22 protein-coding genes are annotated in these 25,863 nt (G+C 65.5%); 10 read left to right on the top strand and 12 right to left on the bottom strand.

Annotation, left to right across the window (positions count from 1 at the left end; translation table 11 throughout):
• Positions 1 to 174 precede the first annotated feature (174 nt).
• Entirely contained in the window at positions 175 to 561 is a 387-nt protein-coding gene (locus LPA45_RS26600) for a DUF427 domain-containing protein (protein WP_116319101.1), read from the top strand.
• Positions 562 to 575: 14 nt separating this feature from the next.
• On the opposite strand, the gene LPA45_RS26605 is transcribed toward LPA45_RS26600, so the two are convergent.
• From LPA45_RS26605 to LPA45_RS26630, 6 genes are all read right to left on the bottom strand, one after another.
• On the bottom strand, positions 576 to 929 hold the full coding sequence (locus LPA45_RS26605; protein ID WP_116319100.1) for a hypothetical protein: 354 nt from the start codon (positions 927 to 929) through the stop codon (positions 576 to 578).
• Positions 930 to 987: 58 nt separating this feature from the next.
• Positions 988 to 1,794: a GntR family transcriptional regulator gene (locus LPA45_RS26610; protein WP_116319099.1), complete on the bottom strand. Its 807-nt coding sequence runs from the start codon at positions 1,792 to 1,794 to the stop codon at positions 988 to 990.
• 89 nt (positions 1,795 to 1,883) lie between these two features.
• Positions 1,884 to 2,882, bottom strand: coding sequence for an allantoinase PuuE (gene puuE, locus LPA45_RS26615; RefSeq protein WP_317924705.1), 999 nt, complete (start codon positions 2,880 to 2,882; stop codon positions 1,884 to 1,886).
• Positions 2,883 to 2,927: 45 nt separating this feature from the next.
• Positions 2,928 to 3,662, bottom strand: a complete 735-nt coding sequence (locus tag LPA45_RS26620; RefSeq protein WP_116319097.1) for an aspartate/glutamate racemase family protein — start codon at positions 3,660 to 3,662, stop codon at positions 2,928 to 2,930.
• Between the two features lie 43 nt (positions 3,663 to 3,705).
• The gene (locus LPA45_RS26625; protein WP_317924704.1) at positions 3,706 to 5,241 is read right to left on the bottom strand and encodes an NCS1 family nucleobase:cation symporter-1; all 1,536 of its coding nucleotides are present in this window, start codon (positions 5,239 to 5,241) and stop codon (positions 3,706 to 3,708) included.
• 350 nt (positions 5,242 to 5,591) lie between these two features.
• Entirely contained in the window at positions 5,592 to 7,754 is a 2,163-nt protein-coding gene (locus LPA45_RS26630; RefSeq protein WP_317924703.1) for a TonB-dependent siderophore receptor, read from the bottom strand.
• Between the two features lie 329 nt (positions 7,755 to 8,083).
• Here LPA45_RS26630 and LPA45_RS26635 point away from each other — a divergent pair, with 329 nt between their 5' ends.
• A complete protein-coding gene (locus LPA45_RS26635) occupies positions 8,084 to 8,350 on the top strand; it encodes a type II toxin-antitoxin system RelB/DinJ family antitoxin (RefSeq protein ID WP_116319094.1) in 267 nt (88 codons plus the stop codon).
• The gene (locus LPA45_RS26640; RefSeq protein ID WP_116319093.1) at positions 8,337 to 8,627 is read left to right on the top strand and encodes a type II toxin-antitoxin system YafQ family toxin; all 291 of its coding nucleotides are present in this window, start codon (positions 8,337 to 8,339) and stop codon (positions 8,625 to 8,627) included. Before LPA45_RS26635 ends, LPA45_RS26640 begins: the two co-directional genes overlap by 14 nt.
• 20 nt (positions 8,628 to 8,647) lie before the next feature.
• Here LPA45_RS26640 and LPA45_RS26645 read toward each other — a convergent pair whose 3' ends face one another.
• Both LPA45_RS26645 and LPA45_RS26650 read right to left on the bottom strand, forming a co-directional pair.
• A complete protein-coding gene (locus LPA45_RS26645) occupies positions 8,648 to 8,992 on the bottom strand; it encodes a lysozyme inhibitor LprI family protein (protein WP_116319092.1) in 345 nt (114 codons plus the stop codon).
• A 241-nt stretch (positions 8,993 to 9,233) separates the two neighbouring features.
• Positions 9,234 to 10,760: an amino acid permease gene (locus tag LPA45_RS26650; protein ID WP_317924700.1), complete on the bottom strand. Its 1,527-nt coding sequence runs from the start codon at positions 10,758 to 10,760 to the stop codon at positions 9,234 to 9,236.
• Between the two features lie 460 nt (positions 10,761 to 11,220).
• On the opposite strand from LPA45_RS26650, the gene LPA45_RS26655 reads away from it, so the two are divergent.
• Complete coding sequence (locus tag LPA45_RS26655; RefSeq protein WP_116319091.1) at positions 11,221 to 12,873, top strand: phospholipase D family protein; 1,653 nt, start codon at positions 11,221 to 11,223, stop codon at positions 12,871 to 12,873.
• Positions 12,874 to 12,981: 108 nt separating this feature from the next.
• A complete protein-coding gene (locus LPA45_RS26660) occupies positions 12,982 to 14,067 on the top strand; it encodes a Zn-dependent alcohol dehydrogenase (protein ID WP_116319090.1) in 1,086 nt (361 codons plus the stop codon).
• Positions 14,068 to 14,124: 57 nt separating this feature from the next.
• On the opposite strand, the gene LPA45_RS26665 is transcribed toward LPA45_RS26660, so the two are convergent.
• A complete protein-coding gene (locus LPA45_RS26665) occupies positions 14,125 to 15,528 on the bottom strand; it encodes a carotenoid oxygenase family protein (RefSeq protein ID WP_317924696.1) in 1,404 nt (467 codons plus the stop codon).
• Between the two features lie 226 nt (positions 15,529 to 15,754).
• On the opposite strand from LPA45_RS26665, the gene LPA45_RS26670 reads away from it, so the two are divergent.
• The gene (locus LPA45_RS26670; RefSeq protein ID WP_116319088.1) at positions 15,755 to 16,693 is read left to right on the top strand and encodes a LysR family transcriptional regulator; all 939 of its coding nucleotides are present in this window, start codon (positions 15,755 to 15,757) and stop codon (positions 16,691 to 16,693) included.
• Positions 16,694 to 16,715: 22 nt separating this feature from the next.
• On the opposite strand, the gene LPA45_RS26675 is transcribed toward LPA45_RS26670, so the two are convergent.
• Both LPA45_RS26675 and LPA45_RS26680 read right to left on the bottom strand, forming a co-directional pair.
• Positions 16,716 to 17,222: a hypothetical protein gene (locus tag LPA45_RS26675; protein ID WP_116319087.1), complete on the bottom strand. Its 507-nt coding sequence runs from the start codon at positions 17,220 to 17,222 to the stop codon at positions 16,716 to 16,718.
• Positions 17,223 to 17,277: 55 nt separating this feature from the next.
• The gene (locus LPA45_RS26680; RefSeq protein WP_116319086.1) at positions 17,278 to 17,967 is read right to left on the bottom strand and encodes a helix-turn-helix transcriptional regulator; all 690 of its coding nucleotides are present in this window, start codon (positions 17,965 to 17,967) and stop codon (positions 17,278 to 17,280) included.
• Positions 17,968 to 18,315: 348 nt separating this feature from the next.
• On the opposite strand from LPA45_RS26680, the gene LPA45_RS26685 reads away from it, so the two are divergent.
• Both LPA45_RS26685 and LPA45_RS26690 read left to right on the top strand, forming a co-directional pair.
• Positions 18,316 to 22,860, top strand: coding sequence for an AAA domain-containing protein (locus LPA45_RS26685; protein WP_317924693.1), 4,545 nt, complete (start codon positions 18,316 to 18,318; stop codon positions 22,858 to 22,860).
• A 233-nt stretch (positions 22,861 to 23,093) separates the two neighbouring features.
• The gene (locus LPA45_RS26690) at positions 23,094 to 23,495 is read left to right on the top strand and encodes a GNAT family N-acetyltransferase (protein WP_233528099.1); all 402 of its coding nucleotides are present in this window, start codon (positions 23,094 to 23,096) and stop codon (positions 23,493 to 23,495) included.
• A 10-nt stretch (positions 23,496 to 23,505) separates the two neighbouring features.
• Here LPA45_RS26690 and LPA45_RS26695 read toward each other — a convergent pair whose 3' ends face one another.
• Complete coding sequence (locus LPA45_RS26695) at positions 23,506 to 24,420, bottom strand: LysR family transcriptional regulator (RefSeq protein WP_116319083.1); 915 nt, start codon at positions 24,418 to 24,420, stop codon at positions 23,506 to 23,508.
• Positions 24,421 to 24,556: 136 nt separating this feature from the next.
• Between LPA45_RS26695 and LPA45_RS26700 the strand changes: the two genes are divergently transcribed.
• Both LPA45_RS26700 and LPA45_RS26705 read left to right on the top strand, forming a co-directional pair.
• Entirely contained in the window at positions 24,557 to 24,940 is a 384-nt protein-coding gene (locus LPA45_RS26700; protein ID WP_116319082.1) for a VOC family protein, read from the top strand.
• Entirely contained in the window at positions 24,937 to 25,863 is a 927-nt protein-coding gene (locus LPA45_RS26705; RefSeq protein ID WP_317924689.1) for an NAD(P)-dependent oxidoreductase, read from the top strand. The genes LPA45_RS26700 and LPA45_RS26705 overlap by 4 nt, the downstream gene beginning before the upstream one ends.

A 25,863-nucleotide genomic window follows, 5' to 3' on the forward strand; every position in this document is an offset into this window, starting at 1 on the left:
AAAAACGCAAGCCAGTCTACGCAACGGCACGCAACATAAGCTTGCGAAAACGCCTCGGGGTAACCCTCGAAACGCACAGGAAGTTGCGCGCGACACTCGCAGTTTGCGCCGCGCCGGCAGGTTGCCCGGCAAGCGCCTAGAATGTCCTGCATCCCGCCACGCAGGAGCAGGACGATGCCAGGCAAGCCCGTCAGGATCCCGGGCCCCGACCACCCCATCACCGTCACGCCGACGCAAGGGCGCGTGGTGGTCAGGGTGGCGGGCCGCGTTGTCGCCGACAGTACCGCGGCGCTGACGCTGCAGGAAGCCAGCTATGCGCCGGTGCAGTACATCCCGCGCGCCGATGTCGACATGGCGCAGCTCGCGCGCAGCGATCACGCCACCTACTGCCCCTACAAGGGCGATTGCAGCTACTTCTCCATCCCGGCTGCCGGCGAGCGTGGGCGCGATGCGGTGTGGAGCTACGAGACGCCTTACGATGCGGTCGCGGCGATTGCCTCGCACGTGGCCTTCTACCCGGATCGCGTCGACGGCATCGACATCGGCGATGCGGGGCGCTGAACGTGCGGGTGGATTCAGGGTGACAGCGCCGCGTCGATCATTGCCACGGCCAGTCCTGTCAGCAACGCCAGTGCGGAAGCGATAAACCACCGCACTGTCTTGCGGTATTCCTCCACCGCATCGTCCTCGATGCGCAGCGCGCGGAACAGCGCGACGATCTGCAGCGATACCGCCGCCAGCAGCGAGATCGCGGCGAACACCGCGCGCACGTTCCAGTGGCCCGGGCTTTCGAAGCCCCAGAAGCGCCAGAACGCCAGCGAGAAGCCCAGCAGCACCGTGATGGCGGTGATGATGCCCTGGCGGTAGCCGCTGGGCACCAGCTGGGGTGCTGGCTCTGGCGGTGTGGCTGGCGGGGGAACAGCATCCATGGCGCGTCTCCGGTTGACGAAGGCCTGGAGGAAGGCCTGGATGCAGTCTAGTCGCGGATCAACCCTTGCTGAAAATGCTGTAGAAATCAGGCGCGCCGCTGTCGGGCATGCTCAGGTCGAGCGAGCCTTCGATATGCTCGAGGTGCTCGGCCATCAGTGCGCTCGCGCGCGCGGCATCCCGCTGCTCGATGGCGTCGATCAGCTGGCGGTGTTCGTGCTCGGCGCACGCGGGGGCGCCGGGGCGGTCGTACAGCGTGATGATCAGGCAGGTGAGCGAGACCATCTCGCGGATCAGCTTTTCCAGGATCGCATTGCCGGCCATCTCGGCCAGCAGGATATGGAACTCGCCCGACAGTCGGATCATCGCGGCGCGGTCGCCGCGGGCGCGCGCGTTGTCCTCTTCCATGGCATGGCGGCGCAGGCTGCGGACCTTGGCCGGCGTGGCGCCCAGCGCCAGTTCAGCGGCCAGCGCGGGTTCGACCACACGGCGGGCCTGGAAAACTTCGCGCGCCTCGTCGACCGTGGGGCTCGACACGAAGGCGCCGCGGTTGGGCACCAGCGTGACCAGCTTTTCATGCGCAAGGCGGGCGAACACCTGCCGGATGCGCGCGCGGCTGGCGCCGGTGACTTCGCACAGGCGTTCTTCCACCAGCTTGGTGCCGGCCAGCAGGCGATGCTCCATGATCGCGGTCAGCAGGCCAAGATAGATGGCTTCGGTGGCGGAAGCCTCGCCGGCGGCGGACTCGTTGCCGGCCGGTTCATCCGGCGGGGCTGGCGGGGCGGCCTTGGCCGCGGTTCTGGATGCGGGCCGTCGCGGCGCTTTCGCCGCCGCGACGGGCGCCGCCTTCTTCGATGTGGTTGCCATATCTGGGTACGGACAGTCGGGGTGTCGCCGGAAGTGGCGACGAAACACGGCTATATCGTACACAAATATGGCGACGGGGACGGCGCGGGTCAGGCCGTGGCGGCTTCCCTGGCAGCGCTGGCAGCGCTGGCAATTGCAGAGGCAGTCGTTGCGGGGCGGAACGGATGGACCTGCGCCCAGTGCCGCGCGAGGTCGACACGGCGGCAGATCCACACCTTGTCATGGCCCTGCACGTAGTCAAGGAAGCGCTGCAGCGCGCGGAAGCGGCCGGGACGGCCGAGCAGCCGGCAGTGCATGCCGATCGACAGCATCTTGGGGCTGTCCTGTCCGCCGGGGTCGCCTTCTTCATACAGCACGTCGAACGCATCCTTCAAATACTGGAAGAATTGCTCGCCGGTGTTGAAGCCTTGCGGCGTGGCAAAGCGCATGTCGTTCGAGTCCAGCGTGTACGGCACCACCAGGTGCGGCTTCTTCTCGCCGCCGGTGACTTCGACTTCAGTCCAGAAGGGCAGGTCGTCGCCGTAGTAGTCCGAGTCGTACACCAAGCCGCCGTGCTCCACCACCAGCCGGCGCGTGTTGGGGCTGTCGCGGCCGGTGTACCAGCCCAGCGGCAGCTCGCCGGTCAGCTCCCTGATGATCTGCATGCCGATGCGCATGTGCTCGCGCTCGGTGGCTTCGTCCATGTTCTGGTAGTGGATCCAGCGCCAGCCGTGGCAGGCGATCTCGTGGCCCAGTTCGACGAAGGCGCGCGTCAGCTCCGGATGGCGCTGCAGCGCCATCGACACGCCGAAGATAGTCAGCGGCAGGCCGCGCTTTTCGAACTCGCGCAGGATGCGCCAGGCACCCGCGCGCGAGCCGTATTCATAGATGCCCTCCATGCTCATGTGGCGGTCGGGGTAGGCCGCCGCGCCGACGATCTCGGAAAGGAACTGCTCGGAGGCGGCGTCGCCGTGCAGCACGCAGTTCTCGCCGCCTTCTTCATAGTTGAGGACGAACTGCACGGCGATGCGCGCGCCGCCCGGCCAGCGGGCGTGAGGAGGCTGGGCACCGTAGCCGGTCAGGTCGCGGGGATAACGTGTCTGGAGCATGTTGCGCGATAGGGTAAGAGGTTCTCGAAACATCAGTTCAGTGCCTCAGTTCAGTGCATACGGCGCCAGCATGCCGGCATACGCCTTCGGCAGCGGCCGCGCCCAGTCGCCACGCTTGCTGGTGGCCAGCCGCACCGACACCAGCGACTCGGCCAGCTTGACCGCGCACGTCACGCCGTCGATCACCGGCGCGCCGATGGCGTCGGCGATCTCGTCGCACAAATCGGTCATGCCGGCGCAGCCGAGCACGATGCATTCGCTGCGGTCTTCCACCAGCGCGCGGCGGCAGGCCTCGGTGATGATGCGGCGCGCGTCCGAGCCGGGGCGCTCCAGGTCGAGCACCGGCAGGTCGCAGGCGCGCACGTTGCTGCAGAAGCGCTTCATGCCGTAGCGCTCGGCCAGATGCCAGGCGATATTGCAGGTGCGTGCCAGCGTGGTAACCACGCTGAAGCTGCTGCCGACCATGCTGGCCATGTGCATTGCCGCTTCGGCGATGCCGATCACGGGGCCGCGGGCCACCTCGCGCGCCGCATACAGGCCCGGGTCGCCGAAGCAGGCGATGACGTAGCCGTCGACGCCTTCCTGCTCGCCCGCCAGGATCTCGTCGAGGATGCCGGGCACCGACAGCGCCTCGTCATAATGGCTCTCGATCGAGGCCGGGCCCATGCGCGGGCTGACCGCGCTGATGCGCGTACCCTGCTCGGCCACGGCGCGGGCGCACTGGCCGATCTTCTCGGTCATGCTTTCGGTGGTATTGGGGTTGATGATCTTCAGCTTCATGGACGCGGCTCTGAGATGGATGCGGTCGTTGGAGAGTGGTCGTTCAGGCCTTGCTGGCGGCCGGGTCGGCAGGCGAGGCCAGGTGGCCCGGCATCATGCGCGGCGCCAGCTGGCGGTACAGCACCAGCGCGATGCCCATGCCGATGAACCAGCTGTAGTTGGCCGCCGCCTGCCAGGCCGGCACCACCACGCACAGGATCGGGATGACAGCCGCGGGAATCATGGTGGCCACTGCTGCCGGGTTGAAGCCGTTGCGGTACCAGTAGCGGCCGCGCGGGTTCAGCGTGTACAGGTCATCGACTTCCACGTGCTGGCGGCGCACCAGGTAGTAGTCGGCGATCAGGATGCCGAACAGCGGGCCGATGAAGGCGCCCAGCACGTCCAGCGTGTAGTGGATCACCTCTGGGTTGTTGTACAGGTTCCAGGGCGTGATGAAGATCGAGGCCACCGCGGCGATCATGCCGCCGGTGCGCCAGCTGATGTGCTTGGGCGACACGTTGGAGAAGTCGAACGCCGGCGACACGAAGTTGGCGACGATGTTGATGCCGATGGTCGCGGTCATGAAGGTGAACGCGCCCAGCAGCATGGCGAAGGTGCTGTCGATATGGCTGACGGTTTCCACCGGATCTGTGATCAGCTTGCCGAACACCGGCAGCGTGGCCGAGGTGGTGATCACGGTCAGCAGCGAGAAGCCCAGGAAGTTGACCGGCAGGCCCCAGAAGTTGCCGCGCCTGACCGACTTGAAATCCTTGGCATAGCGCGAGAAGTCGCCGAAGTTCAGCATCGGGCCGGAGAAGTACGACACCACCAGCGCGATCGCGCTCAGCATCACCGGCACCGCTTCCCAGCCGGTGTACTTGACGAAGCTCAGCGTGAAGTTGACGTTCTCCCAGCCGGCCTTGTTCACCAGCCAGATCGCCAGCGCGATCATCACCACGTACACCGCCGGTCCGGCCCAGTCGATGAACTTGCGGATGGTCTCCATGCCGGTCCAGAACACCAGCGCCTGCAGCACCCACAGCACCATGAACGCGGCCCAGCCCAGCGTGGACAGCCCGGCAAAGCCGTGCAGCTTGAGGTCGGCATACGGCGCCAGCGACGGGAAGAAGTGCAGCGCCAGCACCAGGAAGGCGCTGGACGCCAGGTAGGTCTGGATCCCGTACCAGGCCACCGCGATCAGCCCGCGGATGATTGCCGGGATATTGGCGCCGAGCACGCCGAACGAAGCCCGGCAGATCACCGGGTAAGGCGTGCCGGTCATCTGGCTCGGCTTGGCCACCAGGTTGCAGAAGAATTGCACGATCACGATCCCGACCAGCAGCGACACCAGCACCTGCCAGCTGGTCAGCCCCAGCGCGAACAGGCTGCCGGCGGTGATGTAGCCGCCCACGCTGTGCACGTCGGACATCCAGAAGGCAAATATGTTGTAGGTGCCCCAGGTCTGCTTGCGCAGCGGCGCCAGGTCCTCGTTGGTCAGCCGCTCGTCGTAGGTAGGCTTGATCAGGGCATTGCCGTGTGCGGCATGCCCTGCCTGCGGGGCGCCGGCGGTCGCGTCTGGCGTTACGGTCGTTTGCATCATCTGAGTCTCCTGGCAGATGGTTGTCTTGACGATAGGCGAACGTATGGCCGTCTGGCTCTTTTGTGCGCCGTGGGAATCCTTGCTGCGCTGTCTACTAAATTGTCTACAAAATAATTGGAAGATGTAGACGATGTTGTAGATCAAGGATTCATGATTGTCAACATTCGTTTTCCCGAAAGAAGGGAAGGGGTGCGGGGTGACCGCGGGAGGAGGGGACGCCACCTGCCGTGCCTGGCGGCGCACAAATGAAAAGACCCCGCTCAAGGGCGGGGTCGTCAAACCTGCGGTTGTGTTCTCCCTCTGCCGCACGCGGGAGAGCGGAGAAAATCAGGCGGTATGGAGGACTGAACTCAATAGGCGATCTTCGCCGTCAGGCTCACGCTGCGCGGATCGCCAGGCTGCAGGTAGTTTTCATACTGGAAGCCCCAGTAGCGCTTGTTGGTCAGGTTGTTCAGCGCCGCGCGCAGCGTCAGGTCCTTGCCGTACACGCGCGTGTTGTAGGTGGCGCCGAGGTTGAACACGGTATAGCCGCCAGCCTCCAGCGTGTTGGTCGCGTTGAGCTTGATGTTGCTGGTGTACTTGCCGTCGACGCCAACCCGCAGGCCCGGCACGAACGGTACGCGGTAGCTGATGCGGCCCGCCAGCACCAGCTCGGGCGCGCCGGCCACGCGGTTGTCGATGTTGGTATTGCCCTTGTCGTAGTAGGTGTCGAGGTACATCGCGCTGCCGCCGAACTCCCACTGGGAACCCAGGCGGTACACACCGGCCAGTTCCACGCCCTGGTAGATCGAGGAGCCGTCCTGCACCCGCGTCGGCAGGCCGTTGCTGACACTGTCGTACTCTGCATCGCGCTCGATGCGGAACAGCGCGGCGGTGGCGCTCCACTTCTGCTGGTCGGCCTTGACGCCGATTTCATACTGCTTGCTGCGGAGCGGGCTGAGCAGCTGGCGCGCGTTGGTGTAGCCATCCGGCACGATCGAGCCGGGCTCCAGCGCTTCTACATAGCTGGCATAGACCGTGGCCGCCGGCACCGGCTTGAACATCAGCGCCAGCGTCGGCGTGACCACGCCGTTCTTGGTGTAGTTGCTGGCCACCGGGACGTAGCCGTTCTGCTCGAAATTGGTCACGCGCAGCCCGGCCAGCACCGACCAGCGCTCGCTCAGCTGCACGGTATCGCTGGCAAAGATCGACTTCTGCGTGATGTCGCTGTTGCGCACCTTGTTGAACGCGGTCGAGCTGAAGTACGTGTTGGTGTTCGGCTCGAAGATATTGCCGGTGCCGATCGTGCCGGCGAAGCCGTTGTTGTCATAGCGGTCGATCTGCTTCTGCCACGACAGGCCGGCCACCAGCTGGTGGCCGAACGGGCCGGTGCGGAACTTGCCCTCCAGCATTGCCTGCCAGTAGCCGACCTGCTGGTTCTGCGCGGTGTCGTAGCGCGTGTCGGTGTAGTCGCCGGCCTGGTTCAGCACGCCATACAGGCTCTCGTTGCGGCTGCGGTTGACCTTGCTGAAGCTGTAGTTGGTGCTGACCGCCCATTCCGGGTTGACCTGGTAGCGCAGGCCCGTGGTGTACAGCTGCAGGTTGGTGTTCAGGTGCTGGTCGCTGCCGGCGAAGTTGCGGATGCGGCCGGACACCGCGGCCGGCAGCGCCTGGCCGGTGTAGGTCCAGAAGCTGAAGGACGGCATCTGCCCGGCGGTGCGGCGGTCCTGGTAGATCGAGTCGAAGGTCCAGGTCAGGTCCCTGGTCAGGCGTGCGTCCAGGCCCAGCGAGACCGTGTCGCGGTTGACGTTGCGCGCGTTGTACGGCGTGCCTTCCTCGTGCGTGTAGTTAAGCCGGTAGCCGAACATGTTGTCCGGGCCCGCGCGGCCGCCGAGGTCGATGTGCTCGCTCCACACGTTGGCGGCGCGGTAGCCCAGCTCGAACGAAGCGGTAAAGGTGTCGGTCGGCTTCTTGGTGACGTAGTTGACGATGCCGCCCGGGGTGCCAAAGCCGTACATGAAGCCCGGCAGGCCCTTGAGCAGTTCCACCTGCTCCAGATGCTCGTACGGCAGCGTGATGCCGTAGGCGACGAACGGCAGCCCGTTGATCTTGAAGCCGTTCTGCCAGTCGACCTGCAGGCCGCGCACGGTCAGGTAGCTGGACCAGCTGTTGTAGGCATTGCTGTTGTCGGTGACCGAGGCATCCATGGCGAACACGTCGCCGAGCTTGGCGACCTGGCGGTCGGCCAGGTCCTCGCCGGTGACGATGGTCGTGGAATACGGCGTGTCGAGTTGCGTGCGCGAGCCCAGCGCACCGGTACTGGCCTTTTTCTGAAGCTGCAGGCCCGCGTCATCGACGGCGGCGGCGCTGACCGTCACGGCGGGCAGCGATTGCGGCTCGGCTCCCGCCGCGGGCTCCTGTGCCAGCGCCGCCGCCGCCGGGAAGCCGATGAGGACTGCCAGGTGCGCCAATACGGCGAGATGGCGAGGCTTGGGTGCGCGCAGGCGGGTGGCGCGGAAGTCGGCGTGATTCATGGGTGGCGGTAAGACAGGCAGGCCTGTATGTAAATGTTGATACAAATGCGAATAATTCGCATTTAGTAAAAGTCGGAATGATGGACATGCGGAAAGGCGGCGTCAAGGCGAGGCGGAAGGGTGTCGTGGAGAAAGCAACGAAGCGGGAAGACTTCTTTCAATCAGGTGATCGAAACGTGGCTTGTGCTTGCATGGCTGAGATTAAGTCCTACTGTGGGTGTTGCTCGTTTGAGCTACACTGTGGTACTTCCGGGAGTTAGATTTTTCTGAAATCCACCGCCCGGCAAGTAATCGATAATCCACTTCGTTATTATCCGCAGGAGCCTGCCATGCCCGCCTCGACCTTCGTTCGCACCCGGATCGACCAGCAAATCAAGGACGAGGCCGCGGCCGTGCTGGAAGCGATGGGCCTGACCGTTTCCGACGCCGTTCGCATGTTGTTGACCCGTATCGCGCTGGAGCAGGCTTTGCCTTCGGGGCTGATGACTCCGAACCCTGCAACCATTGCAGCGCTGAAAGAAGCGCGGGCCGGCGGCCTGCGCAAATTCGGGTCCGTGGCGGCGTTGATGGCGGATCTCAACGATGAGGATGATTGAACCGACGAGCCAGTTCAGACGAGACTACAAACGCGAACTGAAAGGTCCATACCGATTGGCGCTGCAGGGCCAGGAAAATGAACTTTCCGCCATTATCGAATTGCTGGCGTGCGACGAGGCCTTGCCTGCGCGATGCCGCGACCACGGCCTGGGCGGCGCGTTGCGGGACTGCCGGGACTGCCATGTCAGGCCGGACCTCCTGCTGATCTATCGGAAGCCCGATGCTGGAACGCTTCAGTTGATCCGGCTGGGCTCGCACAGCGAACTGGGCTTCTGATGGTCGATGGCCCAGCCTGTCTACAACGGCTTCTGAATCCCCTCATAGACCTTGTCCAGCTCCCCCAGCCGCTCGTTATACCGTTGCTTCAGGCATTCGACATTGCGCCCGCACTGGCGCCGCAGCTTGAGCCAGGCGCGTTGCTGGTCCTGCATGGTGCCGCGCGCGCCCATGGCGGACAGGCCGCTGAGCAGCTTGTACTTGGTGGCCAGTTCCACATCCTTGTCGTTGAGCGAGCGGTCCGCGCAGATGGCGATTTCATCGGACAGGCGTGCCTTGCCGCAGTCGAAGCTGGCGGCGCTGGCGGCCGGCACGGCGAGGGCGCCCAGCAGGGCCAGGGAGAAAAGGCGGTGGCGGCTACGCATCGGGCTGTCCTCAGGCTATGGATGGCGTCGAAACAAAAAAAGCGCGCGGCGCTTTCGCGCCGCGCGCCTGCCTCAAGCATAGCGTGCGGATAGCGCGCTGCCCGCAGAGGGGCAGCGCGGCGCCATCGCTCGGGGCTTGCCGTCCGTGGCGTACACCCGCTCGCCGGCGACCGAGGTCTCCGGCGTTGTTGTGCTGGTTTGCTTTATTGACTGCTTGTCATGAAGCGTTCGGGAACCGCGCTTATTCTCCCGGCACCGGGGCGGCGTCGCGCATGATGGCGCCATTGCCGCCGGCCGGCAGCGCGGGGAATTCCATCTCGGCATAGCTCACGAAGCGGGTCTTGCGCACGATGCGGTAGCCCGCCCAGATCGCCAGGAAGATCGGGATGCCGATGTAGGTGGCGGTCACGCCGACCCAGTCGATCTTGCCGCTGGTGAAGGCCTGGTAGTTCTGGCCCAGCGTGACGATCAGGCACAGCGCGAAGGCGAAGATCGGCCCGTAGGGGAAGAACGGCGAGCGGTAGGGCAGGCGCGACAGGTCATGGCCCTGCGCGACAAAGCCCTTGCGAAAGCGGTAGTGGCTGACCGCGATGCCCAGCCACGCAATAAAGCCGGTCATGCCCGACAGGTTCAGCAGCCACAGGTACACCGACTTGCTTTCGAACAGCGAGGTGAGGAAGCACAGTGCGCCTACCGCGGTGGTCGCCAGCAGCGCCATCAGCGGCACGCCGTTGCGCGTCAGCCGCGCGAAAATGCGCGGCGCGCGTCCTTCGGTGGCCAGGTTGTAGAGCATGCGGGTCGATGCGTACATGCCGGAGTTGCCGGCCGACAGCACCGCGGTCAGGATCACAGCGTTCATCACGCCGGCGGCAAAGGCCAGGCCGGCATGGCGGAACACCAGCGTGAACGGGCTCACGCCAAGGGTCTGCACGTCATTCTTGAGCAGGCTGGGATCGGTGTAGGGGATCAGGATGCCGATGATCAGGATCGCCAGCACATAGAACAGCAGGATGCGCCAGAACACCTGCCGCACCGCGCGCGGGATGTTCTTCGCCGGGTCGGCCGATTCGCCGGCGGCCACGCCGATCAGCTCGGTGCCCTGGAACGAGAAGCCGGCGATCATGGCCACGCCGATCAGCGCCGGCAGCCCGCCGACGAAGGGCGCATCGCCGAGGGTCAGGTTGGCCAGGCCGTGCGTGGCCGGCATGTCGCCGCGCATGATGCCGAAGATCATCAGCGTGCCGATGCCGATAAAGGCGATCACCGTCACCACCTTGACCAGCGCGCACCAGTACTCGGCCTCGCCGAAGCCGCGCACCGAGATGGCATTGAGCGCGAACATCAGCCCGAGGAACAGGGCGCTCCACAGCACGCCGGGCGTGTCCGGGAACCAGTACAGCATCACCAGTTGCGCCGCGGCCAGCTCCACCGCGATGGTCACCGCCCAGTTGTACCAGTAGTTCCAGCCCAGCGCGAAGCCGAAGCCTTCATCGACATAGCGCGCGCCGTAGGTGGCGAACGATCCCGATACCGGCATGTACGCAGCCAGCTCGCCCAGGCTGGTCATCAGGAAATACACCATCGCGCCGATCAGGATGTAGGCGGCCAGCGCGCCGCCGGGCCCGGCCTGCGCGATGGTGGCGCCCGACGCCACGAACAGCCCCGTGCCGATCGAGCCGCCAATGGCGATCATGGTGAGATGGCGGGCGCGCAGCGTGCGGCGCAGCGTGGGCGCTGGCGCGCCGGAAGTGGAAGGTTGGCTGGACATCTGGACTTGGGTCGGGACGCGCAAAAGCGCGCAACTATGCCGGGGATCGCGTGCGGAGGCAACGCGGGCCGAGGGGGCCACAGACGGTGCCGCCGTCGGTACCCACGTCGGTACCGCAACCGGCGCCGCTGTCGGGCGGCCTACCGGGCGGCCTGCCGGGCAGCATACCGGGCGGTATATACAGCCCGGCTACGCGGCCGGATCATAAGAGAAAATGCAGCGCAGGAAAAGCCGCAACCTTGATGCAACCGCAGTACATGCGCGCAACGCAATCCATGTCGCGTTGCACAAGCCATGTAGGACAACGACCCCGCGCGGAAAGGAATGGCACCGCTGCCGTCACCTGTTTGCGCGGTGTATTGTCGTGATAGCGGGTCTGGCACGCCACATGCAGTCCGTGTGCAGTCGTCTGCACGGCGCGTCCCGGGCCAGCGCCTTCCCGGCGCAGGGAGATCCATGGATGTTCCAGACTTTCTTCTGCCACTATCCGTTCGAGACCTGCCGCAAGCGCTTGCCGCTGGGCGGGCTGCCGCTGGCGATCACGCTGGCCGTGGTGCTGGCCATGCTCCTGACCGGATGCGCCAGCCTGCCGGCAGCGGCGCAACGCACGCCGTCCAACGCGCCGGCCGCCACCGCCGACACGCCACTGGGCAAGGCACTGGCTCCGCGTCTCGCGCAGCGCCCTGGCGAGTCGCTGTTCTACCCGCTCTCGTCCGGCCCCGATGCGCTGGCCGCGCGCCTGGCGATGGCCCGCGCCGCCCAGCGCAGCCTTGACCTGCAGACCTACATCCTCGAGCCCACAGGCACCGGCGCCGCGGTGCTGGGCGACATCATCGACGCCGCCGACCGCGGCGTGCGCGTGCGCATCCTGCTCGACGACCTGCGCACCGGCGGCGATCTGGACAAGATCCTGTCGGCGGTCGATTCGCATCCCAATATCGAAGTGCGCCTGTTCAACCCGTTCGCCAACCGCAGCCTGCGCTGGCTGGAATTGCTGGGGGACTTCAGCCGGCTGGACCGGCGCATGCACAACAAGTCGATGACCGTGGACAACCAGATGTCGGTGGTGGGCGGGCGCAATATCGGCGACGCCTACTTCTCCGCCCGCACCGACATGGATTTCAGCGACCTCGACGTGCTGATCGCCGGTCCTGCGGTGCCGCAGGTTTCGGCGGTCTTCGATGAATACTGGAATGACGAATCTTCTTACCCGGTGGTGGCGCTGATCCCCGAGGGCAAGGAGGCGCCGGTGGAAATGCGCAACCTGCGCAAGCGGCTCGAAGCGCGTGGCGACCAGGCCAAGGCCAGCCAGTATGTGCAGGAACTGCTCGATTCGGGCCTGGCCAAGGGCATCGAAAGCGGTCATATGCCGGCCTACACCGGCAAGGCCACGGTGGTCTCGGACAAGGCCGCCAAGATCACCCACCAGACCCATGACGAACCCGGCCATGCCACCGCCCGCCTGGAGAAGATGATCAGCGGCGCGCAGAAGGAAGTCCTGCTGATCTCGCCATACTTCGTCCCCGACGACGACGGCGAGGCCTGGCTGATCGCGCTGGCAAAGCGCGGCATCCGCGTGCGCATCCTGACCAATTCCTTCGCCGCCACCGATGTCAGCGCCGTACATGCGGGCTATGCCCCGCACCGTCAGGCACTGGTGGCCGCCGGCATCGAGCTGTATGAACTCAAGCCCAGCGCCAATGCCGAGCTGGCGCAGCGCGGCAAGGCCGCCAAGGGTTCGCGCTCGCGCTCCTGGATGTCGTCGAGCCGCGCCAGCCTGCACGCCAAGAACTACATCGTCGACCGGCGCCTGGTGTTCATCGGCTCGCTCAACATGGATCCGCGCTCGGCCAAGCTGAACACCGAGATGGGGATCGTGCTAGACAGCCCGGCACTTGCCGAGCGCATGATCAAGTCCACCGAGGACGGCCTGCTCGACATGGCCTACCGCATCGGCGTGCGCACCGATGCAGACGGTAACAACGCACGCCTGACGTGGACCACGCGCGAGAGCGGGCAGCTCACCACCTATGACAGCGAGCCGGGCATGGGTGCGCTGCAACATCTGGGCATCGGCGTGCTGCGTGTGCTCCCGATCAAGGAAGAGTTGTAAACATCGTGGCGCTGCTGCCATGCGCCTTCCCTGAACCATGGATTGCGGATATGGTTTTTGGCTTCATTGCACTGTGCCGCCCCGGCACGCCCGCCGCAAAGGAGCGTTATGAAAGCCGCCGTCCTGCATCAACCCAAGACCCCGCTTGTGATCGAAGACGTTGCCATCGGCAAGCCCGGCCCGCGCGAAGTGCTGGTGCGCACCGCTGCCGTGGGCGTCTGCCACTCTGACCTGCATTTCCTGGACGGTGCCTATCCGTACCCGATGCCGGCCATCCTGGGACACGAGGCCGCCGGCGTGGTCGAGCAGGTTGGCGCCGAGGTGCGCACGGTCAGGCCCGGCGACCACGTCATCACCTGCCTGTCGGCGTACTGCGGCCATTGCGAGCATTGCCTGACGGGGCACCTGTCACTGTGCGTCGAGCCCGATACCCGCCGCCGGGAAGGCGAGGAGCCGCGCCTGACGGCACGGCAGGGCGGACCCATGAACCAGTTCCTGAACCTGTCGGCCTTTGCCGAGCAGATGCTGATCCACGAACACGCGCTGGTGGCGATCCGCCGCGACATGCCGCTGGACCGCGCCGCGCTGATCGGCTGCGCCGTCACCACCGGCATGGGCGCAGTGATCCACACCGCCAGGGTGCAGCCGGGCGAGACCGTGGCCGTGATCGGCTGCGGCGGCATTGGCCTTGCCACGGTCAACAGTGCCGCGATAGCCGGCGCCGGCCGCATCATCGCCATCGACCGCGTGCCGGCCAAGCTGGAACTGGCGCGCAAGTTCGGCGCCACCGACGTGATCGATGCCGGCAATGCCGACGTGCCCGATGCCGTGCGCGCGCTGACCGGCGGCGGCGTGCATCACGCCTTCGAGGCCATCGGCCTGAAGCAGACCACCGAGCAGGCCTTTGCCATGCTGCACCGCGGCGGCACGGCCACCGTGATCGGCATGATCGCGCCGGGCGTCAAGATCGAACTGAAGGGCAGCGACTTCCTCGCCGAGAAGCGCATCCAGGGCTCGCTGATGGGCTCGAACCGCTTCCCGGTGGACATGCCGCGCATGGTCGATTTCTACATGGCCGGCAGGCTGCACCTGGACGAGCTGATCGCGCAGCGCCTGCCGCTGGAGCGCATCAACGATGCCTTCGACGAACTGCGCCGTGGCGAGCTGGCGCGTTCGGTAATCCTGTTCGAGTAGGTGTTTGGGGTAAGTGTTCGGGTAAGCGTTCGGCTAAGCGTCGGGTAAGCGCTTGTCTCAGGGCTGCGCGGCGCACCGCCAGCTGCCGTGGAAGCCGAACGGCACGCGATGCGACAGGTGTGCCAGCGCAACCGGGCCGGCCTCGATGGCAGCGGCGTCATAGACCGCCAGGTCGCTGCGATGCTCGCCACCGCGATAGACGGTAGCCAGCAGCCAGCCGTCGCCTTCGGCGCTGTCCGGCGCGCGCGGCACGAAGACCGGTTCGGACACCAGGTCGCCGGCCGGCAATGCATGTTTGCGCCGCGCGCCGGTACGCAGGTCCAGGTGCACCAGCGTGTCGTAGGTGCCGGGAACGCTGGCGTCATGCTGGCGCGAGGCGAAGTAGCCATGGCGGCAGGGCAGCGTGGCAAAGCGCTCGTCGATGCGCGGGAATTCACCCGGCATGTCGTCGACCCAGGAGCGCGTGAAGGTGTCGGTATTGCCGCCGAGGTCGAAGGTCCAGCGGCACAGCCGTGCGCGATTGTCCGCGCCCTCCGCGGCGCCGAACAACGGTGCACGCGGGTATTCCATCACGTCGGCGACAATGCGCTCGCCGTCGTCCCACGCGTTCATCACGTGGAACACGTAGCATGCCTCGCCGCGGAACCAGCGCATCTGAGCCACGCTGCCGCCGCGCGGCAGGATGCCGATATGCGTGCCCATCTGCGGTTCCCACGCATAGGCAGGCTCGCCGCGCCTGGCGCGCGCCATGCTGCCGGTCAGCGGCATCACCGGAAACAGCACGTGCCGCTGCGTCACCATGAAGTCGTGGGCCATGCTGGCATACGGCGCTTCAAAGTGTTCCAGCCGCGCCAGGCGGCCATCGCCATCGACCACGCCATAGCGCATCATCGCCGTGAAGGGGCCGGCGGCCGCATAGGCGAAGAACACCATCTCGCCGGTGACCGGATCGATCTTTGGATGCGCGGTGAACGCACCCGCCAGTTCGCCGCCGAAGGTGCAGTTGCCGCGCGTGGCAAGGGTGTGCGGATCCATTTCGACCGGCAGGTCGGCTTCTTCCAGTGCCAGCAGCCGGTTGGCGTGCCAGACGATATGCGTGTTGGCGACACCGTCTTCCTGCCCCTGCACCGAGGCATCGGTGGTGGCGGGGTTGCCCCAGCTGCCGAACAGCGCGCGTCCCGCGGCGCGTTCGCGCTCGAACTTGTTGGTGCGCACCCAGCGGTTGTTGTAGCGCACGCGGCCGTCCTCGATATGGAAGGCATGCACCATGCCGTCGCCGATAAACCAGTGGTAGTGGTCGTCGCGCGGCGCGTGCTGCGGATTCGGGCCGTTGCGGTAGAGCGTGCCGTGCAGCGCGCGCGGCAGCTCGCCGCTGACCGGCAGGTCGTGCGCATCGCACTCCATCAGGATCGGGGCGAAATTGCCGGCCAGGCAGGCCAGGGGCGGGAAGGGCTGGGTCATGGCGCGGGTCTCCTGGATTCTTGGCGGGCGTCGGATTGCAGGCACTGCACCGTATCGATTGTTTTAGAGCGTTTACATGCAAGTTCTCAAGGTGTATTTGCGTCGACGGGGCCGCCGCAGCGGGGCATTTGCATTGATCGGCGCTATTGTCCACACTGTGGGACAATGCCGTCCCTCCATGGCTGCCGCCTCCAACCCCCACCGCGCCCACCGCTCCCACTCCCGCATGAAGACAATCGACTGGAAAGACTGGGAAGTCTTCTGCCGCGTGGTGGAAGGCGGCGGCTTTACCCAGGGCGCCGAACTGGCGCAGGTGCCCAAGTCATCCGCCAGCGCAGCCGTGGCGCGGCTGGAAGGCCAGCTCGGCACGCGGCTGTTCGAGCGCACCACGCGCCGGGTGCGTGTCACCGAGCGCGGCCAGCAACTGTATGACCGGGTCGCGCCGCTGTTCGCCGAGCTGCATGAGATCAGTGCCGAAGCCGCCTCGGGCAGCGCCGAGGTCAGCGGCGTGCTGCGCATCTCCACCCCGTATGAAGTCGGCTCGCAGCACCTGTCGGAAACGCTGACGCGGGTGTTGCGTGCGCACCCCGGCCTGCGCGTGCAGGTCGATGTCAGCTGGGACCAGCCCGACCTGGTCCGTCATGGCTACGACCTGGCCTTCGTCATGACCAATACCGGGCTGCACGACACCTCGTTCGCCAGCAAGCGCGTGGTGCTGATCGAGCGCGGCTTCTACGCCGCGCCGGGGCTGATCCGCGCGCGCGGGCTGCCACGCACGCCGCAGGACCTGCACGGCTGGCCCACGCTGGGCAACGCGGATGACAAGCACTGGGAATTCTTGCGCGACGGCGTCGAGATCGCGCGCGTGGACGTGGAGCCACGCATGAGTACCCACAACGCCGAGCTGCGGCTGAAGGCGGCCATCGACGGGCTGGGGGTGACGCGGCTGTCGCCGCGCTTTGTGCAGGATCAGCTGGAGCAGGGCCAGCTGGTGCGGGTGCTGCCGGCCTATGCCTCGTCGCCGCTCAAGGTCTACGTGCTCATGCCGGCGCGCAAGCTGATGCCGGCCAGCGTGCGCGTGTTCCTGGACGTGCTGGAGCAGACCGTCGGCGTGCCCGAGACGCGGCGCCCGCCGGCGCGCAAGCGGGAAACGCTGGCGCCGTAGCCGCCATAGCCCGGCGCGTGGCTCAGTAAGGCTGGTCCGCGGGCCGGACCTCGAAGCGCAGCTGCTCGGCCAGCTCCAGCATCTCTTCATCGTCCTCGCTGCGCGTGATCCAGCCGGCGTAGGCGTCGCCGCCGGTATCCCAGTTCCACAGCGTATAGCCGGCCACGCGCAGCTGGTTATGCGCCAGCTCCATCAGCTCGGGCACGCTGGTGCCTTCCAGGAACGACTCTTCCTCGGGTTCGTCCGTGCCCCAGTCGATTTCCAGGTCGATGCGCTCGCACAGCTGGTTCAGGCAGCCGATCAAGGACTGGCAGTCCTTCCAGTCGACAAAGAAGCCAGATTGCCAGTCGATGACTTCGCGCACCACCCACAGCAGCTCCCCGCCGTCGGTGTCGTCGTCCTCGGCGTCAAGCAGCGCGTCTTCGAACATCGACAGTTGCGCCGCGGTCTGCGCGCTGTCATCGAGGTTGATCAGGGCGAAGAAACGCGCGAGCGCGTCCTGCGTGTCATCGTCCAGAGGTGTGGCCATGCGAGATCTCCTGTGGTGCTGTGCGGCTTGATCATGCCGCGATTCATGCCGCGATTCATGCCGCGATGCGCATGATCTCGCGTTGGCCCGCCGCTGTCACGCGCAACGCGCGCGATGTGCGCGTGGTCTCGACCCAGCCGCGCTCCAGCAGGCTGCCCAGCAGCGCCGCACCCAGCGCGCCGCCGAGGTGGGGTTTGCGCTCGCTCCAGTCCGGGCAGGTGCAGGCAAACTGGCGCCGCTTGCGCCGCGCCGCAGCAATGTCGATGCCCAGCCCGGCGAGCGCCTGCGTGCCGTCGCTGCTCAGCTCCACGCGCTGCGCGTCCAGCACCAGCCAGCCGCTAAGCGTCATCCGTTCGAACAGCCCCACCGCCAGCTCGCCGGCCAGGTGGTCGTAGCAGGTACGTGCCTGCCGCAGCGCCGGCGGCGCGGTGCGCGACACCGGCACGTCGCGCAGCCGCGGCGGCCGGCTGGCCAGCGACGCCGACGCCAGCGCCTCGATCGCCACGCCGATCTCCGGCGCGGCCAGCCGGTAGTACCGGTTGCGCCCGCGCGTCTCCACGGCCAGCAGCCCGCCCTCGGTCAACCGCGCCAGATGCCCGCTGGTGGACGACGCCGACAGGCCGGCGATCAGCGCCAGTTCGCCCGCGGGGCGCGCGCTGCCATCCATCAGGGCCCATAGCATCGCGGCGCGGCCGGGGTCGGCGAGCAGGCCGGCCAGCTGGCTGATACCGGGGGTGTAATCCATGATTCGGCTCCGGGTGAAGGGTGCAATGCACAGTATAGAGCCGGACATGGGGAAGAAGTCAGTTCGGACTGCTGCCAGGCGACGGGCAGGCGGGTTGCGAACCTCCCTTGTCCAACGGGAGTCAGAGAAGCTTTACCTTGAATTGGCGTAACGCCGATCGGCATCGCCGATGCATCGAAAATAGGCCTGCGTTCCACGCAGTCTGCAAGTACCAACAGCGCAATGTCTCCGCTTTACCGGCCACGCTGCTTGCGCCTTGAGAAGCCGCCGAAATATTGCTCAAATAGCTGCCCTACGACGACAGGCTGCACCGGTCAGGCTGGCCGCATCATAAATTCGAGGTAATACATGTCCATTTCGCCGCGCGAGCTGCTCCATCGCCTGTTCGTCTATATCGAAGAGCAACTCAAAGACATCGACCCGCGGGCCTTCCAGATTGGGAAATCGGCCCTGCCGCGGCTTTTCCCCAAAGACCTGGCGAACCTGCCTGGCGTCTGCTTTGACGTTCAGGAAGAAGGCGACCACATCTGGCTGAAGGTCGAACGCCTGGAAGAAGTTGCGCCACCCACGCCAGATTCCGGGCGATTCAGTAAAGCTTTCCGCATAGATGCGGATCCCGGCGGCAAGCTGCCTCAACTCATCGAGGCCGCGCTCGACGCACTGATTCGCAACGCACAGAAGGATGCCCCGGAGGCAGAGCATCTGGCGTTGGCGGACAACCTGCGTGTGGAAGCCGAGGCCGCGCTTGTCGCCTATGTCAGCAAATGGCAGGAGTGGGCCGCGCGCGAGAAGCCCCGGCGCAAAACCATTTCGCTCTACAGCGACTTGTTTGCGCTGCGACACCAGCTGCATGCCGAGCAGACCGCGAACCCGGTCGAATTTGTCTGGGGCCTGGGCATGGCGAGCTGGAAGCTGGGCTTCGAGGGAAAGCCATTTGACTTCCAGTATCCGCTGCTGACCCAGCCGCTTGAAATCTCGCTGGACACGGAATCGATGTCCCTGGAGGTGCGGCCGCGCGCTGCCGAGCCTGGTTGTGAAATGGATGGCTTCGTCGCATGTGGCATCCACGGCGCTTCGGAGTGCGAGAAAGCGATGCAGGCGCATCTTTCCCGGCACCAGGACACACCGGTTTCCCCGTTCTCGGCGTCAAGCTACGCCGACGTGCTCAAACTGGTCGCGCGCAACCTCGACAGCCGAGGCAGCTACGTGGAGGTCCTTGCCAGGGGTGAAGACGCACCAGGTGCCGGGGAGCATCTGGTGGTCAGCGATTCCTGGGTGCTGTTCACTCGCCCGAAATCGAACAACTACCTGGTTGCCGATTTGAAGAATATCCGCGGCAAGCTGGAAGCCGGCTGCGAGATTCCCGATGGTCCGCTGGCCCTGGTGACGCCGCCTTCGGATACGCCGCTCGACCACCATGCGGTCAATTTCCGTGGGCTCTCGGGACGCGGCATCGGTGGCGCAGGTGGGGCAGGTGGGGCAGGCGAGGGCGAGACCAGGGAGCTGTACTTCCCGTTGCCTTACAACCAGGAGCAGGTCACCATCGTGCAGCGCCTGGAGCGCGCCGCCGGCGTGACGGTGCAAGGCCCGCCGGGCACGGGCAAGACGCACACCATCGCGAACATCATTTGCCACTACCTGGCGACCGGCAAGCGGGTGCTGGTGACGTCCAAGGGCGAACCGGCCCTGGAGGTACTGCAAGGCAAGATTCCCAAGGAAGTCCAGCCGCTGACGGTTGCGCTCCTGGCCGGCGATCGCGATGGCATCCGCCAGTTCCAGGCTTCCATCGAGGCGATCCAGCATCAGGTTTCGCAGCTCGATCCGCAGGCGACGCGGGACGAAATCGACCGGATGCATCGGGCCATCGACCACACGCACCATGAGCTGGTCAGCATTGACCGGCGCGTGGACGAAATCGCCATGCAGCAGCTGGCCGAGACCCCGGTCGACGGCGCGAGCTACCGGGCTGAGGAACTGGCCGAGCTCGTCGTCAAGGGCGCACCGCAATATGCATGGTTTGATGATGAACTGTCGCTGGATCCGCAGCACGCGCCACCGCTTTCCACCGAGGAATCGGCGCGGTTGCGCGAAGACCGGCGCCAGCTTGGAGCGGACCTGGCCTACCTGGCAGCGGACCTTCCCAGCCCGGACGAATTGCCGCAACCAGCCGATATTGCGCAACTGCACACGCACCTGTGCAAGCTGAAGTCGCTTGATGCCGCGACGCAAACTGGCGAACTCCCTGCGCTGCGGGCGCTGACGCCTGATGTGCTGCAGTCCGCCCGCGCGCTGCTGGCCCAGCTTGGCGAAGCCCAGGCCGCGCTGAAAGCCATGGCCGAGGCTGAAGCAGAATGGCCCGGGGCACTGCGCCGCAAGTGCGCGCAGCCGTCATATGCCACGGAAATCGGCGCATTGGTGGCGCTCTTCGACGATGCGGCGCGTCTGGTGGAGGCGCGTTCGGCCTTTATGAAGCGGCCGGTGGATTTTCCTTCGGAAGCGCTGGCCCATGCCAGGACGGTCGAGGCCGTGGGGCGCGCGGCCACGACTGGCAAGCCATTCGGCTTCATGGCGTTTGGCGCGGGGGAAGCGAAGGAACATATTGCCAGGGTGAAGGTGAATGGCCTGACGCCGTCATCCCATGACGACTGGCAACATGTCCAGTCCTACCTGAAACTGCACGAGCAGGTGCTCTCCTTCTCCAGCCGCTGGAATCCCGTGGCCGAGGTCCTTGAACTGCCCGGCTTGCTGGGCGGCGTCGCTCAACTGCGCATGGTGGAGCTGGTCACCGCGGCAGCCAGGAAGGCGCACAGCATGGCGACCCGGTTCGACGCGCTGTTGCACCGGGCAGGCGAAGCCGTCTTTGCACGCCCGCCCGCGGGCCTGGCGTTCGGCAGCCATGAGGACTATGAGGTCGTTCGCGGCCATATCATGCAGCACCTGACACGCGCGGAACTGGCGCAGGCAGCAATCGCGCTTAGCCAGTTGCAGGAACGGCTGGCCGGCAAGGGCGGGCCGGTCACGCAGAAGCTGCAGGACTTCATCGACGAATCACTGGGGAGTCCGCAGAAGGAAAGCGCGCGGGTCGCGGCGGAGTACACCGAACTGATGGTGGAACTGCGTCGGGTGCGCGGGCTCGCCCCTGTCATCGGCCGGGTGAAGGCGTGCGCCGCTCGCTTGCATGCAGCAGGCGGTGCGCGCATTGCCGAAAGGGTGTCATGCGTGCCAGTGGCCAATGGGGCGGAGGATCCGGCATTCCCTGCCACCTGGCGCGAGGCCTGGAACTGGGCTCGCATACGCACGCACCTGGAAAAGATCGAGGCACGCAAGGAACTGGTGGCGCTGAATGCCCGGCGCACGGATCTTGAGGCCGCGCTGGCCCAGATGTACAAGGATGTCGTGGGCAAGGCAGCCTGGCTGGCGACCAAGCGCAATGCCAGCCCGAAGGTGCTGCAGGCGCTGGCCGGCTACGCGACGGCCATCCGGCGCATCGGGAAGGGGACCGGGCCCAATGCCGTGCGCTACCGGCGCGACGCGCAGCAGTCGATGCTGGACGCCGCGGGCGCGGTTCCATGCTGGATCATGAGCCACGCCAAGATTTCAGAGTCGATGCCCGCTGACATCGGCGCCTTCGATCTGGTCATCGTCGACGAGGCCTCCCAGTCCGACCTGTGGGCGCTACCGGCAATCGTGCGTGCCAAGAAAGTCCTGGTGGTGGGCGACGACAAGCAGGTCTCTCCGGATGGCGGTTTCGTGTCCAGCGCCGCGATTGACGAGTTGCGCACCCGGTTCCTGAGCGACCAGCCCTACGGCCAGGACATGACGCCGGAGAAGTCGCTCTACGACCTGGCTGCGCGGGTCTTTGCCGCTGACCAGGTCATGCTGCGCGAGCATTTCCGTTGCGTGCCGCCCATCATTGCGTACTCCAACCAGTTCTACAAAGGCGCAATCCAGCCGTTGCGCATCCCGCTGGCGTCGCAACGCCTTGACCCGCCGCTCATCGACATCCACGTGCCGGGCGGCATGCGGGACCGGCACGACTGCAACCGGCTGGAAGCGGAAGCGATTGCCGCGGAAATCTGCGCCATCCTGGAAGACGAGCGCTATGCCGGGCGCACTATCGGCGTGGTTTCCCTGCTGGGCATGGAACAGGCCAAGTTCATCGATGCGATGGTTCGGGAGCGTTGCCCCGCCACCGAACTCCTGCGCCGCGAGTTCGACTGCGGTGATGCGCGTACCTTCCAGGGGAGCGAGCGCGACATCATGTTCCTGTCGATGGTGGCTGACCCCGAACGCTGCCACCCGCTCTCGGGGAACGCCTACGACCAGCGCTTCAACGTGGCCGCCAGCCGCGCGCGCGACCGGATGTACCTGGTCCGCTCCGTGACGGCGGAGCAGGTTTCCGACAAGGACATCCGGATGACGCTGCTCGAGCACTTCAGCAAGCCAAAGGTCGCGCAAGATGTGGGCGACCAGGACGGCCTGGTCAAACTGTGTGAATCCGGCTTCGAACGCGAGGTCTTCACAAAGCTCGTACAGCGCGGTTACCGGGTCATCCCGCAAGTGAAGAGCGGGGCGTACCGACTGGATATGGTGGTCGAGGGCGCCAACGACGCGCGCCTGGCCATCGAGTGCGACGGAGATGCCTACCATGGCCCGGAACATTGGGCCGGCGACATGAACCGGCAGCGCATTCTGGAGCGCGCGGGCTGGACGTTCTGGCGCTGCTTCGCCTCGACCTGGTGCTTGCGCAAGGAAGAGGTCTTCGAGGAACTGGTGGAGCGGCTGGCAGCGTTGGGCATAGAACCCATTGGCACGGTTGCCGAGCTGCCCCGCCTGGTCGAATCGAGGACTTGGACGCCTTCCACAGTGCAGGCGCCTGCTGTTTACAGATGACAGCCGAAGCTCGGCCTAAGCGTGCAGACTGCTGCACATCATGTGCGCAAGCCCGCACTACCCACTTGTTTGGGTGATGACAGCCATGTCTGCACCACGGCATAGTCTGCGATTTTCGGTGTGCCTGCCCCCAGAAGCTGGTCGAACGACTACTCTCTGAAGAGGCGAGGTGCCATAGCGCTGCGTTCAAAATGATCAGAGACGTTCGACTCCGTGCGGCTTCGGGAAATGATATGGAAGCCATTGCAGGGGTGCTGGAGACTTGCGGCTTGACGCTCGCTGACGCGGGCGGCGTCAGCAGGCTCTACCATGTGGCAGAGCTTGGCGGACGGATTATTGGCTGCGCGTATGGGGAGCAGTACGGCCGTACCTTCGCCATCCATACGGCGGCGGTGCTGCCGGAATTTCGCGGACACCGGCTGGCTACCTACATCGTCAGCGCACTGCTGATGAGAGCGCGCGCCTGCGGCTGCTCGAACGCCACGGTATTGACCAACGAACACCCCGGCTTTTTCGCCCGGCATGGGTTCAGCCTGACCCCGGTCGACAGCCTGGTTCGCGAGACGCAATTGTCCCTGAACTTGCTGCGCAGCTTTGGCGCCCGCACCCACTACATGGCGCGCCATCTCAACTGAGGCTGATCATTCAATCGGGCGCCCTGCCCAAATGTTCGACGAGCAGTGCAGCCGAGCCAGACAGGGCGCGGGAGGCGCTCGTGGCGATGAGCAGCCTTCGCTCTGCCCAGTCATCCACGAGGCGTATCGCCTTCAGGCCCAGCGGCTCGAGCTTTCTGAAGCATGCGCCGAAGGGGAGTACGCCAATCCCCAGATTCGAAGCAATCATCTCGGACATGGCATCAAAGCTCCGGACCTGGACGCGCAGCCGCAATGGGAAGCCAATGTCGTGCGCCGCGGTGGAGATGGTATTGAGCAAAGAGCTTCCGCGATTCAGGCCCACAAAATCATAGGAAAGACAGCTGCGAAAGTCGATTTCGTCGACGCCGCCCAACGGGTGCGTCTTCGAGCAGAGCACGACGAGGCGGTCGGTCCGGTAGGGAAGCACGTTCAGGCCGTGCGTTGGCGGCCCCTCGACGAATATGCCTACGTCGGCCATTCCTTCCACGATTGCACGGACGATGTCACCGCTGAGTTGCTCCTCGACCTCGACACGGGTGTCTGGGTAAAGGTGCAGGAAGCTCTCTAGCGCAGAAGGCAGGAATTCGACCAGGGCGGACATGTTCGCCCAGAGCCGGACATGCCCCCGCGACCCATTCGAATACTCGCTCAGCTCATTGCTGAACAGCTCGAATCCCTGGAAGAGGCGCATCGCGTGTTGAAGCGCGACGTGACCGGCGGGTGTCAGCCGGATGCCATGAACCGTCCTCTCCATGAGGATTGCCTTGGACGCGGCCTCGAAGTCCGAAATCCGTCTGCTTGCGGCCGACAGCGCCAGGTTGCACCGCTCCGCGCCCTTGGTGATGCTGCCCGTCTGCGCCACTGCACAGAACAGCCGCAAAGTGACGAAATCAACACGGGCAGGATTGATGAGGTCCTGTGACATGCAGGCATCTTAGCAGTCAGCACTGCCGTCTCCCTTCGCAAAACGCGAAGGATCCATGCGAAATCAGGCATTCCTCCGCCTCCTTTTGGCCGCATACATTCGAGCCATTCGCGAAACTGCAAGAAAGGAGACGCTGGTGATTCATCACCTGGACCATCTGGTCTTGACCACAAGCAACGAGGAAGCGTGTGTCGACTTCTACGTCGGCCTGTTGGGAATGGCCCTCGAGACCTTCGGCGAAGGCCGCAAAGCCTTCAAGTTCGGCGAGCAGAAAATCAACCTGCATGTGAAGGGCAAGGAGTTTGAGCCGAAAGCCCATCTTCCCGTACCAGGCGCCCTGGACCTTTGCTTTATCGCGGCGGTTCCGCTGGATGAAGTCATTGCGCGACTGCATGCCCGGGGCGCGCAAATCATCGAAGGGCCAGTGGCCCGTACCGGGGCCAGCTACCGCATTCGCTCGATCTACCTGCGCGACCCCGACCTCAACCTGATCGAAATCTCCGAGAGGGCCGACGCATGAGCGCCGCAAATTCCGACCGCACCATCGTTGGCTTCGTTGGCCTCGGCCAGATGGGAAAGCCGATGGCCCTGAATCTCCTGCATGCCGATACGGACCTGCGCGTCACGTCGAAAGTGCGGGACGCCTATCCGGCATTGCAGGCCGCTGGCGCCACGACGGCCGAGTCCCTGGCTGGCATCGCCGACGCGCGAATTGTGTTCCTGAGCCTGCCCGGCACCGCGGCGGTGATGGACGTGCTGTTCGGCGAGGGCGGGCTGACAAGCCTGCTGCGTCCGGGCGCCGTCGTGGTCGATACCAGCACGATGGAGCATGGCGCCACGCTGGATATTCATTCGCGTCTGGCGGCGGCCAGTATCGCGTTCCTCGATGCCCCGGTGTCGGGAATGCAATCGCGCGCGGAAGCCGGCACGCTGACCGTCATGTGTGGCGGTGCGAAGGAGGCGTTCGAGACGGTGAAGCCATGGCTTGAGCGCATGGGCAACAACATCCTCTACATGGGGGACGCCGGCAGTGGCCAGCTCACCAAGCTCGTGAACCAGCTGCTCTTCGACATCAACTGCGCGGCGCTGGCGGAGATCCTGCCGATGGCACGGCGAATGGGGCTTGATGCCGAGAAGATTGCATCGGTCATCAATAGCGGCACGGGACGCAGCTATGCGTCGGAGTTCTTCCTTTCTCGCATCCTGGCGCGCCACTTCAGCGATGGCTATCCGCTTCAGGCCGCCTACAAGGACCTGGTCAGCGCAGCCGAGCTGGGCGCCCGCCATTGCATCCCGATGCCGGTGCTTGCCGCGGCCACCGCGACCTACCAGATGAGCCTGTTGACCGGCCACGGAGCTAGTGACAAGGGCTCGATGACTCGGTTTTTTGAAGACATGCTGGCCGTGCAGTTCAGCGCCGCAGCACCCCACACGGAGACGTAA

Origin of the sequence: Cupriavidus sp. Agwp_2, from assembly GCF_040784895.1 — a bacterium.
In the GTDB taxonomy this organism is placed as follows: domain Bacteria; phylum Pseudomonadota; class Gammaproteobacteria; order Burkholderiales; family Burkholderiaceae; genus Cupriavidus.